Source organism: Sporosarcina saromensis (assembly GCF_054901285.1).
In genome coordinates this window covers 1358736-1377533 of sequence record NZ_CM142738.1, presented here as the reverse complement: position 1 = coordinate 1377533, position 18798 = coordinate 1358736, and the positions used below count along the sequence as shown (strand labels likewise).

Here is an 18798-nt window from a genome sequence, read left to right as displayed (position 1 = left end):
TTCAGCAGTAAATAAAGGTCTGCAGTATATGTAAGTCAGTTCATAAGAAGTCTGCTTATCAAACCAATAAAAAACCACATACAACAAGGACCTTCCTTGTTTGCATGTGGTCATCACTAAAGCTATCCCCTAATCCAGAACTTTAATAAACATTAACAGTAGCCGTCACCTAAATAAGATGCGCCAACGATAATTAATAAAATGAATAATACTACGATTAACGTAAATCCGTTACCGTAGTGGCCACATTTGCCCCCCACATTTCCTGACATCACTTAACACCTCCATTGAACTTTATGATGCTATTCTATGTTCCATTCGCAGCTTCACACATGACAAATCCCTAGAGAAGAGCGTGAGTAGACAATCTCTTCATAGGTTGTAGCAAACTATAATGATTAGAAAGCCTTCCTGATCTACCCTCTTACTCCACAGTGGTGGACAGAACATGTTATAGTTGATAGAGTGCATACTGCCTGTTAATTCTTACAGTTTCGCATACTCACAACGTTCCGAGCTCTTGTTACTATGAAAAGGTAAGACTCGCACACGAATTGTTTTGAATTATTGGAGGTTCCTATATGAATGATTTCTCACGGAGAGATACCGTTAAACTCGGTTTGTTAATGTTTGCATTGTTTTTCGGTGCTGGTAATATGATTTTCCCTCCGTTAGTTGGTCAACAAGCCGGGACGAATACTTGGTTAACGATAGCGGGTTTTCTCATTACAGGTGTCGGACTTCCGTTTCTTGGGGTAGTAGCTGTAGCGAGGAGCGGCAACCAGTTGAGGGATTTAGCAGGAAAAGCCCATCCTGTGTTTGGTATCGTGTTTACGATACTTGTCTATTTAGCGATAGGTCCGTTTTTTGGTGTACCGCGTACGGCAACAGTTGCATTTGAAATTGGGGCATCCCCATTTGTGCCAACTTCTAGCACAGGACTAGCCTTGTTGCTTTTCACACTACTTTTTTTTGCTGTGACTGCTTGGCTCGCGTTAAAGCCTAACAAAATTATGGATCGATTTGGCAATGTGTTAACACCGATTCTATTGTTGATTGTTGCGACAATCGTTATTGTCGGATTCGTTAACCCTTCCGGAGAGAATGGCCAACCAAAGGAAGCTTACGCACAGCATCCATTTACGAGCGGTTTTATTGAAGGGTATTTGACATTAGATGCAATCGCAGCACTCGTATTTGGCATCATCGTCATTAACGCCATTAAAGCAAAAGGCATCACCGATCAGAAGATTCTTACGAAAGTTACAATCAAATCAGGGATGATTGCTGTCATCGGGCTTTGTCTCGTTTATGTCGGTCTTGCATACCTCGGAACGACTAGCCGCACAGTTGCGCCAAATGCCGAAAATGGCGGAATCATACTAACTGCACTGGCTTACAAGCTTATGGGAACATGGGGGCAACTATTGCTTGGCATTGCGGTTTTGTTAGCATGTCTTACAACGTCTGTCGGCCTCGTTTCTGCATGTGCCACCTTCTTTTCCAATACGTTTAAACGATTTTCCTATCAAGCAGTTGTGCTCGTCATCTGCATATTTAGTATTGGGATTGCAAATATTGGACTCACTCAACTAATAGCAATCACTTTGCCTATCCTTATTGGAATTTACCCTTTGGCAATTGTGTTAATAACGATTAGCTTTTTTCATCGTCTCTTTAAAGGCTATCGGGCAGTCTACCTATTTGCACTCGTTGCAGCAGGCGTTATTGGATTTTTTGATATGTTAAAGGCATTCGGCTTTATAATTGGACCCATTACAAGTGTGCTAAATTATTTGCCATTATATGAAGAAGGAATTGGTTGGTTAGTTCCATCGTTCATCGCCGCCATTATTGGCTATTTTTACGCAAAAAGGTGCCAGGCACCCGAACAATTTTGAATTATGTCGGTGCCTGGCACTGTTTTATCCTTCAGGTAGTATGTTGCATACTGCAATGCGTTCTTCTTTGATCCACGATTGAAGGAATGTTGACCAGTCACTGACCGTTAATGATTGGATCGTCGGGATGATGTCGAAGTATTCGATGCCTCTATTGGCATGCCATACATATTCTTCTGCGTTCGCTTCGATCGAATTCATCTTCCGCAAAGTACGTCCAATTGTCCGTTTCTTCAATCGTTCAAACTGTTCCTCATCTGCTTCGTATGCTTGTAAGGAATGTAGCTGTGCTTTTACCTTGTTTGCAAGTGCTTCAGGGTTGTCTGTATTGCTCGTAATCATTGTAAAGCCGAAGTCCTTATCAAGTGTATAAGAGTAGTTGTACGTACTATCAATCAGTTCCGCATCATACAATTCTTTGTAAAACTCTCCGCTCAAACCGAAGAAGTATTCGAGTGTCATTTCAGTTAATCGCGTTCGCTTGGACAAGACTTCTGGGGCGATTGCAGATTCATATTCTTTAATTCCGATACTGCATTTCGGTGTTCCAATCGGCATGGTAATTGTCGTTTCTTTGCTTGCAACTTCCCCTGGCTCCTCCGTATGAATACGGACAATTGGTTCAGGTTGTGCGAATGTACGATTTTCTTGATCCGTTTTAATCACGTCCAACATCTTTTCCAAATCGAAGTTCCCTGTCACGCATAGTTTCATATTGGAGGGATGATAGAATGTGCGGAAAGACGTATACAAATCTTCTTTCGTCATACTATTAATTGATTCGATGGAACCAAGCACTTCATTTTTCACCGGGTGCTGACTAAACAATGATTTTAACATAAGGAAATACATCCGTTGTGCGGGCTCGTCGGCATACATCTGTGACTCTTGAACAATGATTCCTTTTTCACTTTCCACTGTTTCATCAGTAAAAAATGAATCTTGTACGAAATCGATTAAAAGCTTCATGTTGTCATACGCATGGTCTGTTGCTGAGAAATAATAAGCGGTCTCTGTTGCATTCGTATAAGCATTCGACTGCGCACCAAGCCTGCTAAATTCTGCAACGATGTCCCGTCCTTCCCCTTTGTCGAACAACTTGTGTTCAAGGAAATGCGCAACGCCATCAGGAGCTTCAATTGGATCCTTTTCACCTAATGGCACAAAACGGAGATCTGCAGCGCCAAAATCAGTTGTAAATGTCGCAAACACATTGTTCATCGCCGGTTTTGGGATAAGGATCACTTCTAACCCATTGGCTAACGTCTCTTTGTAAACAGTTTCATCTATATTCTCAAATTGAATGGCCTTCATCAGTTTGCCTCCTTGTTCGTCAAGAAGAAGATCGTATCTTTCTCCAATTTACTTGCCGCTTGCATGACGGCAGCCTTATCGACTGCTGCTACTTCTTCAATGTAATCGATCGAAGACTTCGACGTACCTGTTAAGATCTGCTTGTACACGTCATCAATCAGACCGATTGCACTATCTTGAGAACCTTTCAAGTCATTGATAAGCAATGACTTCGCCTCTTCCAATGCATTGTCACTAAATTCGCCAGTTTGTAAGGCAATGATTTGCTCATCAACAATTTGCATCGTCTTTTCATAATTCTCTCCAGCAATTCCACTGTAGATGAATAATTTATCACTAAACGCATCCAAACTCGCACTTACATAATATGCTAAACTATGTTTTTCACGCACATTCATGAACAACAAAGAACCCATATAGCCGCCTAACAGCATCGAACCGACTAACATTGGCACACAATCAGCTTTGCTAAGGTTTGTATGCGTGCGGTAGCCGATATGTAGTTTTGCTTGTTGAATGTCTTCGTGTTCAATGACTTCCTTTACAGCGGATACACTTTTAAAGTCCTCAAATATCGTCATTTCATCGTGCAGTTCTACCGCATTTCTTTCCGATAAACCAACGAGTGATGTACGAATTGTCTCCTCCATTACAGTAGGATTGAAATCTCCTGTGATGAAAACGTCAACCCTTGCTGAATTTACCACCTGCTCGTATGCTTCATACAAATTCTGTCCATTGATCGCTTGTAAATCTTCAGCATAGCCTTGTCCATGGATTGCGTATACTTCACCTTTCGCCATCTCATCGATTAAACGGACATTAGCATAGGACATCTTATTATCTTTCATCGCTTCCAAATGACGACGGAGCGTTTCTTTTTCTTGTTTTACAACAGCTTCATCAAAAGCACCATTATGTACATTCGGATGGAAGATCATTTCATTTAAAAATGCGAACACATCTGCCGCTAATGTATTTTCATTTGGAATGAATTTCTCATTCGCCATATCCATTTGGAAGTTTAAAATATGACTCGTTCCGGACTTCCATCCACCAATCCCAATTGCCGCACCATACAAGTCATCAAGACGTTCTTGGATAGCCGCTTTTGTTGGGTAAGCCGAACATCCTCTTCTTAGCACAGTAGGCAAGAGTGCTAATCGAGTGATCGTCTCCCGATTTACTTTTGTTTGAAACTTCACTTCTACTGTATTTGTCTTAAACTTTTTACTCGGCATAATATGAACATGCATGCCATTTATCAATAACGTGTTCTTACCGTTTGCTTCCATGTTACATTCCTCCCTCTTAAACTTTCCGCACGTCTTCATCGTGGCGCGTTTCGTGCATACCCCTCCATCGCGTGCTCATTCCAACATTCTGAATCTACTCACAGTGTACTGTCTCGCTATTTTCAATACAACATTTTCAGCACACCTAGACCCCGTTTCTACTCATTTTGTACAAATCCTTGTTCATTCAGGAGACAAAAAATAAGCAACATCGGCCAATGCATATAGCCAATGTTGCTGAAAAGGATTATGATTTATTTTTTAGAATGTGTCTACCACCATACACAATCCGGTCGATAGCTCCATTTTCATTTCCAATAAACTGCAATACATCCCCGTTGTCTTGATTGTCCACATAGTGATTGTCTCCAATCGACCAAAGCTGCTTGAATTGACCGTTCGAAACAATCCCAAACAAACCATCCTGGAGCTCTACGGTAACATGCATTCCTTCACTTGACGTATAGACACCAAGCAACTGTTCAACAGCAGTACTGTCTACCTTCATGATTTCATAGGTTCCAGTAGAAGCGTCATATGGTCGTCCTTCCAAAACATTCATTGCCGCCATGAGTACGTCCCCTGCTGAGACATCCGCTACATTCGTCAAAATGACACCCGCAAGTTTCTTTTCAGGGATGGCACACATAAAGGATGAAACCCCTTTTAGCCCGCCTCCGTGGCTGATTAGCTTGGAGCCAAAGTAGTCCGGAATGATGCGCAAGCCATAACCATAACATTTCCCTGGTTCATACTCAATATGTGGCGTCATCATCTGCTCGACACTTTCTTTGGATAAAATCCTCGTCCCCTCAATGACTCCTTCATTCCAATAAAGTTCCAAATAACGGATGATATCGTTCACAGTTGACTTCAAATAGCCGACTGCACGCATGGATGGGGCATCCCACCAAAGCGGTGCTTCATACACTTGCGTTCCATCTTTCGCTTTCATATATAACGTCGTAACATTTTCAAACTGTTCCAAGACTTCCATTTCAAAGAAGCTTCTCGTCAACCTTGCGGGTTTTAAGACATTCGCTTCCATAAACGACTCGTAAGGCTCCCCGCTCACTCGACTAATAATGACACCAAGCAAACCATAGGAGTCATTAGAGTAACTGTAATACTCGCCCGGTTCCCCTAACCAAGCCACGTCCTCGTTCGCCATAAATGCGAGCATCTCATCATACGTTTCAATATGCGGACCAGGGTTGTTCAATAAATCCAATCCATAATCTTTCGCAGAAGGATCTTGTTCAATACTATTTTTCCGTGCATAGACATGCGTCGCTAACGGCGGATACCCAGCCGTATGGGTCATCAAATGATGAATCGTAATGTTCTCGACATGCGCATTTGTCCGTAACTCCGGCAAATACTGTACGATTGGATCACTGACGGACAACTTTCCTGCCTCTTGTAGTTTCATAATCCCCACGCATGTAAAGGACTTTGTCATCGATGCAATGCCAAACACTGTATCCCCGTCAATGGGCAGCTGCTGTGCCACTTGTCGATAACCAAAAACCTTCTCATACACCCTATTTCCATTTTCAGAGATGCCGACCATTGCCCCTGGAATCATCTGTTGTTCCATAAAATCAGCTGCATATTGCTCATAAGCTTTCACTGCTATTGTCTCACTCATGTACCCATCCCCTTTGCAAGTCGAAAGTTTTCCTTTCCGCCTACCCAACTCTCAGTTCTCTAGCTATATTCGTCAAAAACGTGGCTTTTCCCTTCCGACACTGCAATTTTTGTCGAAGAGGTCCCTGCTAGAAGAAAGCAGAATTCTTTTTGTCTTGCTATTATCCAATATGCTTCAACGCTTCCCGTCGACTTAACGGCTTCAATGGCGTGTCTTCTACAAACTGCTTCACAATTGCCGCGTCCGTCTTGGCATACTCCCTTAACGCCCATCCAATCGCTTTCTGGATGAAAAACTCTTTCGAATCCACATGTTGTTGAATGATGCGAAAAAGTAAATCGACATCGGTCTCTTTCTTGAATTTTAATTGATGCAAAATGGCAGAACGGTTTGTCCACATATTGTTTGATTGTGACCATTCAAGCATGACTTTCTCACCGTAGGGGCGATCTTGCTTGACAATATGTCCGACAAAATGCGGAGCGATCGCGTCAATCGTATCCCACCACGACTTTGCTTCAATTAATTGAAGGAGCTGATCATAGTCCTCAACCGTCAACTGTTTCTTCATTTTTTCAATCAATGCTATTGCTGCGTATTGATACTCTCGCTCAGGTAATGTATAAAGCTTTGCTACTTCTTTAAAGAGCTGTTCCGGTTTTGGAAGTGCATACGTAAGAAATTGTTCACGTATTAACGTTTTACGCAATGGACTCCTAATGCCTATAAACGTAAAATGCCCTTTCATATATGCTGCCATCTGTTCTGCTTGCACCTCATCCCGGTTCGCTTCAAACTTTTCAACAATCCCTGCTATCGTCCATTCCTTCTTCACTGCCATCATCTCCTTTTGTTGTTCAACTGATTTTTTTACCGTGTAAGATTTACCCAACGTCCATTTATTGTTACTATAAATAAAAGGATCCGTACATACTGATTTGTAGAAATTAAATAGATTTCTAACAATTATAACAATATTCCATAGAGGAGAACATACGATGAATTCATTTACAAAAGTTTTTCAAGGAACAGCATTTACAAGCGCTTCCCCTAAAGAAGTGACCGTTTTACAAGAATGCCTCTTCTGCATTGATGAAGCGGGCATTATTGCGAAAATCGTTCATCCAGAAGACGACGCTTATAACGAAATCCTACAGGAATACAAAAACACAGACGCTTTCCACCGTTTCGAGAAAGGCACATACATTCTTCCTGGCTTCGTCGACTTGCATGTACATGCCCCGCAATGGATTCAAGCAGGAACTGCACTCGATATCCCTTTAAATGATTGGCTAAACACGTATACTTTCCCAACCGAAGCGAAATTTGCTGATACAACGTTCGCAAAGACGGTCTATAGTGATGTCGTCGATACACTACTAGCAAACGGTACAACAACAGCTCTATACTTTGCGACTATCCATAAAGAAGCGAGTATCATCTTGGCCGAATTATGTGCCGAGAAAGGGCAACGTGGATTAGTCGGGAAAGTCGTCATGGATGACCCTGAACAGACACCCTCATTTTATAAAGATGAAAACACAGCAACTGCTCTCGCAGAAACAGAGGAATTTATCGTTGCCGTTAAAGAACTAGCGAAGAAGACGAAACAAGGTGTCTATCCAGTTGTCACCCCTCGGTTCATCCCTAGTTGTACAGACGAAGCATTACAAGGACTCGGTGAATTGGCTGCTAAATATGATACACATATTCAATCACATTGTAGTGAAAGCGATTGGGCGCATGGTTATGTACAAGAACGGTTCGGTAAAAATGATGCACAAGCGCTACATGACTTCGGTTTATTGCAAGAGAAATCGGTCATGGCTCATTCGAATTTTTTGAATGATGAAGATGCACAATTATTTGCGGAAACAGGCAGCGCAATTGCTCACTGTCCCGTTTCAAATGCTTATTTTGCCAATAGCGTCATACCGATTGCCCGTTTCATGGCGATGGGCGTGGAAATCGGTTTAGGTTCGGACATTTCCGGGGGCTTCTCTCCTAGCTTATACGACAATACGAGACAAGCCGTCATCTCTTCAAGAATGTTGGAAGACGGCGTAGACACAAGTCTTCCAGCAGATCAGCGCGGTGTACCAAATTCCCGGATTACGATAAATGAAGCATTCTATCTTGTAACAGCAGGAGGTGGAGAAAGTTTAAGTCTTCCAATTGGTCGAATTGAAGAAGGATATGCATGGGATGCACAAATAATTGATACGACAATTGCCACTGCACGCTTACCGATTTACGGAGATGAAGGTAGTTTAATGGATACGTTTGAGAAGATCATTTATTTGACACGTCCAGAAAACATCCGTCAAGTTTGGGTACAAGGTGAGAAAGTGCATAATCGCTCTTAACAACGGATGTAGCATTTAGACTTACCTATCAATCGTACGAATAATGCAAAGGGGGATTCATCAGATGACTCAAGAAATGAATGAATTATTCATCGAACATCGAAAGGTCCACGTTCTTTATTCTTATCAGACGATGCAAAACTATTTGAAACAAGTTCTAAGCTTTATTGAAGAGGGAATTGTTCTAGAAGAATATGTATTACTTGTAGAAAACGAACGTCTTTCACTAAGCATCATGAACGAATTACGCAAACGATTTTCTGCAGAACAATTGGAGTTTGTCCATCTCATTAACAGCTTGCATTTTTACCGTTCGAGCGGGAGCTACCATCCCCCAGCCATTGCAGAATACTTTACGAAGACGGTTGAACCTTACGTCACGAACGGTGTAAAGTTTCGCTCATGGGCTCATGTCGAGTGGGCAACTATGACGGAGCCTCATTATCTTATCAAGGACTTCGAGAAGATTGTGGATGGAGCGGTAAACGACTATGCTTTTCCGTTGATTTGTGCATATGCTTCAGATAAAATGCCCGATCACCTTCTGCAGATTCTACTTGAAACGCATCCATATGTATTAGTGGAAAATGAACTTGTGCAATCTGTACAATATCAATAAACAAAAACGGGCCTTATGATAGAGGCCCGTTTTCCATTTCATTTAATTGCAGAATTGTACTTTGTAGCAAATAATCTACTTCATATTTCAAAGCGAGCTCTCGAATAAGCATCAGCAGTTCTCTCGCTTCCCCTTCACCTGTACTGAACGCATTTGCCTTTAATACATATGCTTGTCTTTCTTGAGCAGACGCGTACTTTTTAAAATAGCCCCACATATGCTGATAGGCATTCAACACTGAACCGATAGAAGGACGTAGCGTAAAAGCTTCTTCTATGAGTGTTTTCACTCGCTCGACATCTACCCCACTTTTAAGAACAGAACGAATCTCATTGTAATGTTTTTGGCTGTAAAACATCACTTTGTATTTTTCTCGACTCCATAACTTATCGATTTCCTTACGATTGTTCATGTGATTCCTCCTCACATGTACAAAAGCGGCTGAGAAACACTTTCCAAACACTTGTGCTCGGATTCAACATCAGTTCACTGTTCAATTGTTTCTTTGAAAGACTTCCGTTTTGCGTCCAGTCTAGCCAACTTCACATGGAGCTTCCGTATCGAATCTTCTTTCAACTCAAGTTTACCATCTTTATGCATGCGCTCCCAAGCTTTCACATCTTTTCGATACAATTGCTCAGATAAACGATAAATATCAATGTCCTTCTTTAACGCTTCTTCATACGTTTTTTTAATCTCTTTTTCCACTTTAGCGATTACATGAGATCGGATTTCATCAATAGTAATGTCCCCTTCGATAACGCTAATCGTCGCTTCCAATTCAACATCAACGTCAAAGACTATTTCTTTTTTGCTTACGACAGGCTCTATTTTCACTTCCACCTTTTCAACATTTACAGTGATACCATGGTCCTTGTCTGTTTTGAACGTAATCTGTCCTCTAGCCGTCTCATTCGACATCCACTGCATTCCACGTGCCTGATTCCCTTCAATAAACCCTTTGAAACCATTTGGAGTAGCAATCCCGACACCAGCGATTACAGGCGCTTTAATGGTTTCTTTTATGGATTCCCAATTCTCATCTATTCTGATTAGCGGAACCCTCGCCTCGTGGGGAGGCTCATTCATATCAATGATCAATTGACGAATGTTTATCGGGTCAATGAACGATTCCTGTTTAAATGAATTTTCAGGGTCTCCAAGTTTAGATAATGTAATTGCCCGGTTAATGACCGGACGTACGAGTAAGAGTTCATCCACTGGATCCTTTGTTGTGTAGACCCATATTTGATAGCGTGTCTCCCTGTATCTAATGAATAAATCAATAATAGGACTTAACTCCACATTTTTCATTACTTCTTCAGAAACAACAAGGTAGCTCATATTCCCCCAAAACACCCTTTGGTCTATCGAGTGATACAAGTTAAAAATTGCTTCATCCACTGTTTCACCCGTTGCAAACCCGACTTCCATTTGAGGTTGATCGGATGGGGGTTGTTCTGTTTTTGCAACATTTGTGAAGTCAATAATCTGCGCGTATAACTCATATTCACCATCTATAAAATCTACGCCAACACCATTGATATAGAGCATTCTTTCCGGTTCATTTGAGTCCCAACAACCCGAGAGGAGAGACACTACTAGCATTATACTCAATAATATTTTGCTCTTCATTCGATCTCTCTCCCATACCGGCTTGCTAGCATGCCTCAAATAGTTTATTGTTCGATTGTCTCTCGGAAAGATTTCCTTTCCGAATCAAGCTTCTCTAATTTCACAGTCAATTTACGTATTGTGTCTTCAGTCAATTCGACTTCACCTTCATGTTGCACTTGCTGCCATGCTTTTAGGTCTGTACGGTACAATTTTTCAGAGAAACGATAAACGTCGATTCCTTTTTCCATTGCAGCCAAGTACGTATCCATGATTTCCTTTTTAATCTCCTTTTTAATTCCTTCCTCTATCTCAAAAATTGTTGGGTTTCCTTCAACAAGATAGACAGTGGCATCCAGTTTTACTTCAATATCGACTTTCACTTGACCGGTTTTCACAAACGGCTTGATTTGTACGTTTACATGGTCAACTATGATTGTTAGAAAGTCTCCGCCATTCGCCTCAAATGTAACTTCTCCTCTTTTCATTTCATTCGACATCCATTGAATTCCTCGAACATCATTTTTCTCAAGAAATCCATTAAATCCCTTATCTGTCACTCCACCAACACCGGCTAAGACAGGAGCTTTTATTCTCCCATCCTTTGAACGCCAATTCTCCTCCACAGCAATTAGTGGAATTAGCGCTTCATGGCTAGGTTCGTTTAGCTGAATAATCAACTTCCTGATATTCAATGGCTGGATGAACGACTCTTGTTGGAAGGAATTTTCAGGATCCCCAAGCTTCGATAAAGTTATAGCTCGATTAATAACCGGCCTTACTAACAGCACTTCTTGCACAGGGTCTTTCGTCGTGTATACCCAAATTTGGTACCGTGTGTCTCGATAGCGAATAAAACTATCAATAATTGGATTCAGTTTTTCCTTCTTCATTACTTCTTCTGATATGACGATATATGAAAAGTGTCCCCAATACACTTTTTGATCGACAGAATGATACAATTCATAAATTGCTTCATCCATTGTGGCGCCTTTTGCATATCCGACTTCAGCCTGTGGTTCATCGCCAGGTGGTTGATCTGATTTGGCTATGTTACCGAAAGTGATAATTTGCGCATACACCTCATACTGGCCATCCTTGTAATCCACTCCGATTCCATTAATATAGAGCATTCTCTCGGGTTGATTGTCATCCCAACAGCCTGAAAGGATTCCCATAAGCAGTAGACCAAATAGAAGGGATATTTTACTTTTGTTGTTCTTTATCATTCTCATCCTGATTGCCCCTCGTCGTATCAATAGGACTTAACATGTTTGGTCTGGTCTTATATTGATTAGCTGGTAAGCGAAATAGACTTTGTTTAATGGAAGTCCAACTTAAGTCTGCTGTCACACTCATATAAGGCACACCAAATATCCTGATGTTCGCTAAAAAGAGCAGTGTGAAATATGCAGACATTAAGAAGCCAAACAATCCTAATAACGCTGTCAACAAAATGAAACTAATACGCAAAATACTTACCGCGGTTACGAGGGATTGATTGACAAGTGTAAATGTGGCTATTGTTGACGTAGCGATAATGACAATCATCGCTGGGCTCGTAATGCCGGCACGAATGGCGGCATCACCAATAATAAGCCCTCCGACGACACCAATTGTCCCTCCTAGTGCAGACGGTAAACGTAGACCAGCTTCACGGAACAACTCAAACATAAGTAGCATGAGGAGCATTTCTAAAAATGAAGGAAATGGTAGACCTGTATTTGACTGGACGACAGTTGCTAATAGCTGCAACGGTAATTGATTTTGATGAAACGTTGTTAAAGCTAGCCAAAATGCCGGGAGGATAATACCAATCGTCATACCGAATATCCGTAACAACCTTGCGAGAGAACTAAAAAGTGATGGGTATTCATTATCTTCGCTCGTTTTGACGAGTAAGAAAAGGTTTACGGGGGTTATAACGGCATAGGCTACGCCATCAATAAATAAAAGAAAACGTCCTCTGACTAGTGCTTGAATTGCATTATCCGCTCGACCTGTATAATCAGCTCTCGGGAATAAATACCCTCCCTTATTAATATTTTCCATAAGCAAATCACCGCTAAATACGATATCGGTATCAACTTTTCGTAATTGTTTTTTTAAACTATACAATGTTTCCTTACTTGCAATGTCATCAAAGTAAAGAAGAGCGACTGTCGTTTTTGAACGTCTTCCTAACTCGAATTTTTCAACGACTAACGAATTGGTTGGCAATCGCTTCCTTACAAGAGCTATATTTACCGCAATATCCTCAATGAAGTTATCGCGTGGTCCTTTTACAGGTACGCCTAACTTTGTTTCTTCGGGGCTCCTGTTCGGCTTTTTTGAAATATTGCTTGCAAAAATACAATCACTCGCAAAATACATCAGTACATTTCCCGTATAGACGAGTGAAATAATCTCACTTTTATCGAAAACTTTCGTTAAACCTGGAACGTGTAATTCATTCACAATGCGACGTTCAATTGGTTCTTCATTTTCATTTTTCAACAACTGTTGTACACGAGCGACAACCACTTCGTTCAACATTTGCTGATCAATCATCGCCTCACAAGTAACGAGTACGACATGCTGATTTCCGAACGAATATGGTTGAAATTGGACGTCTGCAGACTTCTCGAACAGTTGCTTCAGTGATGTCAAATCAATAGTATTCTCATCCAATTGCACTCACCATTTTCTATTAAGATAGTTTGGAATTCGCATTCTTTTTTGATGCACTTGAAATGCGTACGAGTAAAGCCAATAACAAAGACAACAATAAAAAAAACAAAAATGTGCTTGTTAATAGTACTTTACCTTTTATCGTTAAGAAAACATGGTCATTAATTAAAAACAAAGAGGCACAAAAGAAGAAGAAAGGAGGTGCGATCACTCTCCAAATTCTCACTTTGTCTCCTGTCATCTTTAACAAGTCCGTTACAATATATAAAATAAAACCGACTCTAACAAAAGCCCCTGTAAGCCATTGGTAAATTGATAAAAAGTCAAGATGCTCGATAAACCGTCCAATGGCAACAAGTCCCCATTCCTCGTATGCTGGATAACGTTGTTTCGCCGCTTCATCTGGACCAAATTCCGTAATGGCCCCGATAAGCGGGCCGACTGTTAGTCCCATAAGGATGAACAACATGATCCCATAATGATACCAACGGATTTTACTCTTGAACCGGTGTTGTAAAAACAAGAGCATGAGTAACTCGACAAATCCAGAGGCAGGGTAGACTAATGCAGTAGCAACGGGCTTTACCCCGTGTTCTAACATTGGCAAGAGCAATTCATACTCTTTCACTTGAATATTTGTGAAAGCAACAAAAAAGCCAAGAACCACAACCCAAAATAATACGAGTACATTAACCATTACGATTGTCTGCAAATTGCTTGAGGCAAAAAAAACACAGAGACCTGTATAGATAAATAACATCAGCAACATTGGCGATTCAGGTAAAAAGGTACCAGTAATCCATTGCAAAGTTTCTGCGAGTGTAAACGCCGCGATAAGCAAGAGGTAAATTGCTACCACGTACCGAATAATTAAAGTAGTTTTTTTCCCAATATGGGTTTCAAGGTAATCCATAAGCGGCTCTTGGTTGGTCGTTTTATGAATGTACATTAGCAAATAGAGCCACGGGAAAACAAGAACGGCTGCAGCTATAACAGACATCCATCCATCTCTTCCGCCGACAGAGAGTAAGGGAGGTAATATGGTCACATGATTTTTTAATCCAACAACAGTCATCGATAGGAAAATGACATGTAAGATACTGACTGTTCCAACTTTATTCATCGAAAAACCCTCTAACGTTTTTATATCGCTAGCTTCGACAAAAACAACAAGTTTTATAAGCATTGATTAGCATGTGTGTACATTGCACAAAAATACATCCTTATGAGGTCGACAGAAAAAAGAGAGTAGACAAAGTCCATTTAAACTTTATCTACTCTCTTGCGTATTGGTTTATACAAACATTCATTTTTGAGGTGGCGTACCACTTGTTCTGTCACAAGCAAGATCAACTATTTGCGATACGTGTTAAACAACCATTTACCTTAACCCACTTCATAATGGCTTTTATAATGTCTTCAAGTTCTTTCCCACTCTCAGTTAACTCATACTCGACTTTTCGAACTGCTTGGTCTAAAACGTTTTTACGAACAATTCCATGTGCCTCCAGATCCCGTAACCTTTCCGTTAACAGACGATCCGATATACCTTGGATTTCCGCCAATAATTCGTGATACCTTTTTGGCCCGTCTAACAATCGATAGACAATAATACCCGTCCATCTTTTCCCAATAAATTCAATCATTTCATGAAAACTGTCACAAGCACTTTGCTGCTTCGCTTGAATGACTTCTTCGCTTTTTTTCATTAACAAAACCCCATTTTCATAATACATTCACTTTACCATACACATTATTGACAAACAAGCTTACTAATAGTAACCTTATATCTTAGCTTACTAATAGTAAGTACATTATCTAATTAGGAGTGTTCACCAATGACCGAGAAATACTCAATACTTTCCGAAGTAATTCACGAACGTAAATCCGTACGAAATTACGACCCAACTTATACAATTGCAAAAGAAGAACTCGAAGCGATGTTAGTTGAAGCCACACAAGCGCCTTCATCCAGTAACCTTCAACCTTGGCGTTTCATCGTCATCCAAGACCAAGAGACGAAAATGAAAATTAAAGGCTTCGGTTTCAATCAACAACAATTAGAAACAGCTTCTGCCATCATCGCAGTGATTGGCGATACCGAAGCCTATCACAATATCGATGAAATTTATCAGTCCAATTATGAGGCAGGCAATATGGACAAAGAAAGTATGGAAAGACTCGCAAATAATGCGAAAGCTTTATATCCGAACGCTCCATATGACGCAAGACTGAACATCGCAGCATTCGACGCAGGACTCATCTCCATGCAACTGATGTTGATCGCAAAAGCGAAAGGTTACGACACAGTTCCGATGGGTGGATTCGATAAAGGCCAATTCGCAGAAGCGTTTAATTTGGACAACCGGTATGTTCCGCTCGTCCTCATCGCTTTAGGTAAGGCCGCTTCTCCAGCTTATGGTTCCACGCGGTTACCTTTGGAGAAGATTGCGACGTTTGTGTAAGTAAAACCGAACATACGAGGCTGGGACAAAACTTTAAGTAAACCGTTTCTCTGCGCTCCACTCATGAATATAAAAAAGAAACATTGTAAAAGCAGAAAAAATGCATGCCGGCGAAATTTGCCTTCATGCATTTTTTTGTTTTGTCCCAGCCTCGTCCTACTAGATACTATCCCTCTCAATTCCAGCAATTCATCAGCTTTAAAGTAAAGCCTTCTTGAGACGAATACGACAACATGCCACAGAACTAATTACCTAAATCCCTCGTCTTTATCACTTCTTTGAAAACATAATGATTAAAAAGTTCCAATTTATTTATTTTGAATTTATAGTAAACTATAAGAAAGGATGTGAAGTTGGGGGAGATTTAGATGAAAAGCATTGCACGAAGTAAAGAGTTTAAAGCAAACGTATTCATAATCATGATCTCCATTATTGGTTGTTCAATTATATTACATAGTAGTCTCACCATGACTATTCGTGGAGATATTCTTACACTTTTATTATTTATTTTGTTCATAGCCATTGCAGAATATTTTCCAATGCCTGTATGGAAAGGTTTTAGTAGTATTAGTTTTCCACTCTTATACGCAATTCATCTTATTTACGGCACTTCCTTAGCAATCGTTATTATAGCTGGAATTACTTGTTTAATAAGCATTGTAAAAAGAAGACCTTTAAGAATCATATTCTTTAATCCTGCACAACTGGCAATTAGTCTTTCTTTAGCTGTTACCATAACCAATTCCATCATGCAAGCTTCACTATTCACACCTATTGAAGAATTACCAGTAAAACTCCTAGAGATGTTCCTACTAACATCGATTTATTATCTTACAAACAACATAATTGTAGATGGTGTCTTATTATTACGACCTCAAAAGTATGACTTTGTTAATTGGAAACAAAAAACTTTATCGGAAATTGGAAGTCTCTTCATTTCACTACTTTATAGTACTTTATTGTTAGTATTAGGAAGTCAAAACAGAGGAATTATTGATACGTTTTCATTCTTTTTCTTTTTCTCACCTTTAATAGGATTAGCATTACTAACTTCCATAATTGTAAGAATTAAAACAGAGAAAAATCGCCTTAAGTCCTTATTTAATATAACGTCTGAACTTAATCGTCTGATCCTTTCAGGAGAAGTTTTCAATGCACTCAAAAGCTTGAAGCAATTCATAGATTTTGACTCCGCTATTTTGTGGATAAATAATAATGGCGCATGGGAGCGTGTCTTCGAAGCAGGTGAATTAATAGCCGATCATCAAATCCCAAATGAGGATTTTCAGAAAATCCACGGAGTCCTACAACCGACGCTGGTCAATAATCGTAAGAACATGCAAGTCCCATTTAACTCTTGTTTTCCGCCCAGTATCCGATGTCTCATCTATACACCATTATTACTTGAAAATCGAACAATTGGATTGCTCATCGTTGGGCGCATTCGACCTAAAAGCTTTACGGAAGATGATGTACGGTCAGTGGCTACCCTTTCCAATCAATTAGCCATCGCTTTTAAAACGCGCTCACTTTTAGATGAGCAAGAAAGAAGACTGATACTTGAGGAAAGGAACAGAATCGCTCGGGATATTCACGACGGAATTGCACAAACTTTAGCGGGAGCTATCATGAAATTGGAAACAGCTACAAAGAAGCAACAAAATCACCCCATTCAAGCTTTGGAACTGATGACCGATAGTATTGAAAAATTAAGAGGAGGCCTTCGTGAAGTCAGAGAATCCATTTACGCTTTACGACCCTATCCAACTGAGCAATCCGGTCTCTCGCAGTCAATTGATAAAGTAATAAGAGAAATGCAGAATAACAACCAGATGCAAATTTCTCTTGAGGAAAGAGGACAAAAAATACCGCTTAGTCCTATGGTTGAAAAAGTAATATTTGATATTTTCAAAGAAAGTATGCAGAATATTAGCAAACATGCGAATGCAAAAGTCATCCAAATTTTAATCAGTTACCAATCAGAACAAATATTACTCAAAGTAAAAGATGACGGGTGTGGCTTTTCGTTAATGGATGCAATGTTAAAAGCACGACATGAACCTCATTTTGGCATAATTAATATGAATGAAGCAGCATCAAAAATTAAAGCGACATTACAATTTGACAGCAAGCCTGGCCAAGGAACAGAGATTACGCTCACAATCCCGAAACTGGAAGACAGAGGAGGCCATATACATGATCAAAGTTTTGTTAGTGGATGACCATACAATATTAATTGACGGCCTTAAGAGTCTCATTGGACTGGAAGAAGATATTGTTGTAATAGGTGAATCACTTTCAGGCATTGATGTTCTTGAAAAGATTAATGATCTTACACCTCATGTTGTTTTGATGGATATTAATATGCCACACAAAAACGGTATTGAAGTAGTTTCTGAAATAAAAGCCGTCTATCCAGACATCAAAGTAATCATCTTAACGATGCATAATCATGACGAATACTTTCTATCGGCTATCCGATCAGGCGCAGACGGCTATCTATTAAAGGACGCACCTTCCCACCAGGTCGTAGACGCGATTCGCAGTGTCGCACAGGGTGAATCTGTCATTCATCCTACAATGACTAAAAAGCTATTCGATTTCCACCAACAAAAGCAATTCACCCCAAAACACGAAGATTTAACAGAGAGAGAAAAAGAAGTACTGTTTTGTCTACTGGAAGGGTTAAGCAATAAAGAAATTGCAAAGAAACTTTTTATTAGTGACAAAACAGTTAAGATACACGTCAGCAAAATTTTTAAGAAGTTAGATGTCAAAAGCCGGTCACAAGCGGTCATATACACGATACAAAATAGGATTCTGCCACTATAACCTATTTGAAATCTCCCATGTTAGTAAAGATTAATATTGTTCTTGCACAAAGTCTTCTCAATTACGTGTAG

17 protein-coding genes are annotated in these 18798 nt (G+C 40.2%); 6 read left to right on the top strand and 11 right to left on the bottom strand.

Going from position 1 to position 18798, the window contains the following annotated elements; all coding sequences use genetic code 11:
* Nucleotides 1–152: 152 nt before the first annotated feature.
* Nucleotides 153–272 (bottom strand): YjcZ family sporulation protein, encoded by a 120-nt coding sequence (locus ACVHUV_RS06815; protein WP_317946233.1) that lies wholly within the window; start codon nucleotides 270–272, stop codon nucleotides 153–155.
* Between the two features lie 309 nt (nucleotides 273–581).
* On the opposite strand from ACVHUV_RS06815, the gene brnQ reads away from it, so the two are divergent.
* Entirely contained in the window at nucleotides 582–1901 is a 1320-nt protein-coding gene (gene brnQ, locus ACVHUV_RS06810) for a branched-chain amino acid transport system II carrier protein (RefSeq protein ID WP_462086538.1), read from the top strand.
* 24 nt (nucleotides 1902–1925) lie between these two features.
* Here brnQ and yfmH read toward each other — a convergent pair whose 3' ends face one another.
* The 4 genes from yfmH to ACVHUV_RS06790 all read right to left on the bottom strand — a co-directional run bounded on the left by yfmH (nucleotide 1926) and on the right by ACVHUV_RS06790 (nucleotide 6996).
* The gene (gene yfmH / locus ACVHUV_RS06805; protein ID WP_462086537.1) at nucleotides 1926–3215 is read right to left on the bottom strand and encodes an EF-P 5-aminopentanol modification-associated protein YfmH; all 1290 of its coding nucleotides are present in this window, start codon (nucleotides 3213–3215) and stop codon (nucleotides 1926–1928) included.
* Nucleotides 3215–4510, bottom strand: coding sequence for an EF-P 5-aminopentanol modification-associated protein YfmF (gene yfmF, locus ACVHUV_RS06800; protein ID WP_462086536.1), 1296 nt, complete (start codon nucleotides 4508–4510; stop codon nucleotides 3215–3217). Before yfmF ends, yfmH begins: the two co-directional genes overlap by 1 nt.
* 247 nt (nucleotides 4511–4757) lie before the next feature.
* Nucleotides 4758–6161 (bottom strand): serine hydrolase domain-containing protein, encoded by a 1404-nt coding sequence (locus tag ACVHUV_RS06795; RefSeq protein WP_462086535.1) that lies wholly within the window; start codon nucleotides 6159–6161, stop codon nucleotides 4758–4760.
* A gap of 160 nt (nucleotides 6162–6321) precedes the next feature.
* On the bottom strand, nucleotides 6322–6996 hold the full coding sequence (locus ACVHUV_RS06790; RefSeq protein ID WP_462086534.1) for a DNA alkylation repair protein: 675 nt from the start codon (nucleotides 6994–6996) through the stop codon (nucleotides 6322–6324).
* A 163-nt stretch (nucleotides 6997–7159) separates the two neighbouring features.
* Between ACVHUV_RS06790 and guaD the strand changes: the two genes are divergently transcribed.
* Both guaD and ACVHUV_RS06780 read left to right on the top strand, forming a co-directional pair.
* Complete coding sequence (gene guaD / locus ACVHUV_RS06785; protein WP_462086533.1) at nucleotides 7160–8527, top strand: guanine deaminase; 1368 nt, start codon at nucleotides 7160–7162, stop codon at nucleotides 8525–8527.
* Between the two features lie 64 nt (nucleotides 8528–8591).
* Nucleotides 8592–9146: an MEDS domain-containing protein gene (locus tag ACVHUV_RS06780; protein ID WP_462086532.1), complete on the top strand. Its 555-nt coding sequence runs from the start codon at nucleotides 8592–8594 to the stop codon at nucleotides 9144–9146.
* Between the two features lie 13 nt (nucleotides 9147–9159).
* Here the strand turns inward: ACVHUV_RS06780 and ACVHUV_RS06775 are convergent, their stop codons facing one another.
* The 6 genes from ACVHUV_RS06775 to ACVHUV_RS06750 form a co-directional block, all read right to left on the bottom strand.
* Entirely contained in the window at nucleotides 9160–9558 is a 399-nt protein-coding gene (locus tag ACVHUV_RS06775; RefSeq protein WP_462086531.1) for a YbgA family protein, read from the bottom strand.
* Between the two features lie 74 nt (nucleotides 9559–9632).
* The gene (locus ACVHUV_RS06770; RefSeq protein ID WP_462086530.1) at nucleotides 9633–10781 is read right to left on the bottom strand and encodes a Ger(x)C family spore germination protein; all 1149 of its coding nucleotides are present in this window, start codon (nucleotides 10779–10781) and stop codon (nucleotides 9633–9635) included.
* 44 nt (nucleotides 10782–10825) lie between these two features.
* On the bottom strand, nucleotides 10826–11995 hold the full coding sequence (locus ACVHUV_RS06765) for a Ger(x)C family spore germination protein (RefSeq protein WP_462086529.1): 1170 nt from the start codon (nucleotides 11993–11995) through the stop codon (nucleotides 10826–10828).
* Nucleotides 11967–13436 (bottom strand): spore germination protein, encoded by a 1470-nt coding sequence (locus tag ACVHUV_RS06760; protein ID WP_462086528.1) that lies wholly within the window; start codon nucleotides 13434–13436, stop codon nucleotides 11967–11969. Before ACVHUV_RS06760 ends, ACVHUV_RS06765 begins: the two co-directional genes overlap by 29 nt.
* Before the next feature lie 13 nt (nucleotides 13437–13449).
* Complete coding sequence (locus ACVHUV_RS06755; protein ID WP_462086527.1) at nucleotides 13450–14553, bottom strand: endospore germination permease; 1104 nt, start codon at nucleotides 14551–14553, stop codon at nucleotides 13450–13452.
* 226 nt (nucleotides 14554–14779) lie between these two features.
* Nucleotides 14780–15139 carry a winged helix-turn-helix transcriptional regulator gene (locus ACVHUV_RS06750; protein ID WP_462086526.1) on the bottom strand — a complete coding sequence of 120 codons (360 nt, stop codon included), beginning with the start codon at nucleotides 15137–15139 and terminating at the stop codon, nucleotides 14780–14782.
* 129 nt (nucleotides 15140–15268) lie between these two features.
* Here ACVHUV_RS06750 and ACVHUV_RS06745 point away from each other — a divergent pair, with 129 nt between their 5' ends.
* The 3 genes from ACVHUV_RS06745 (at nucleotide 15269) to ACVHUV_RS06735 (ending at nucleotide 18727) form a co-directional block, all read left to right on the top strand.
* Nucleotides 15269–15895: a nitroreductase family protein gene (locus tag ACVHUV_RS06745; protein WP_462086525.1), complete on the top strand. Its 627-nt coding sequence runs from the start codon at nucleotides 15269–15271 to the stop codon at nucleotides 15893–15895.
* A gap of 368 nt (nucleotides 15896–16263) precedes the next feature.
* Nucleotides 16264–18117: a GAF domain-containing sensor histidine kinase gene (locus ACVHUV_RS06740; RefSeq protein WP_462086524.1), complete on the top strand. Its 1854-nt coding sequence runs from the start codon at nucleotides 16264–16266 to the stop codon at nucleotides 18115–18117.
* Nucleotides 18092–18727, top strand: a complete 636-nt coding sequence (locus ACVHUV_RS06735) for a response regulator (protein ID WP_462086523.1) — start codon at nucleotides 18092–18094, stop codon at nucleotides 18725–18727. Before ACVHUV_RS06740 ends, ACVHUV_RS06735 begins: the two co-directional genes overlap by 26 nt.
* Nucleotides 18728–18798: the final 71 nt, after the last annotated feature.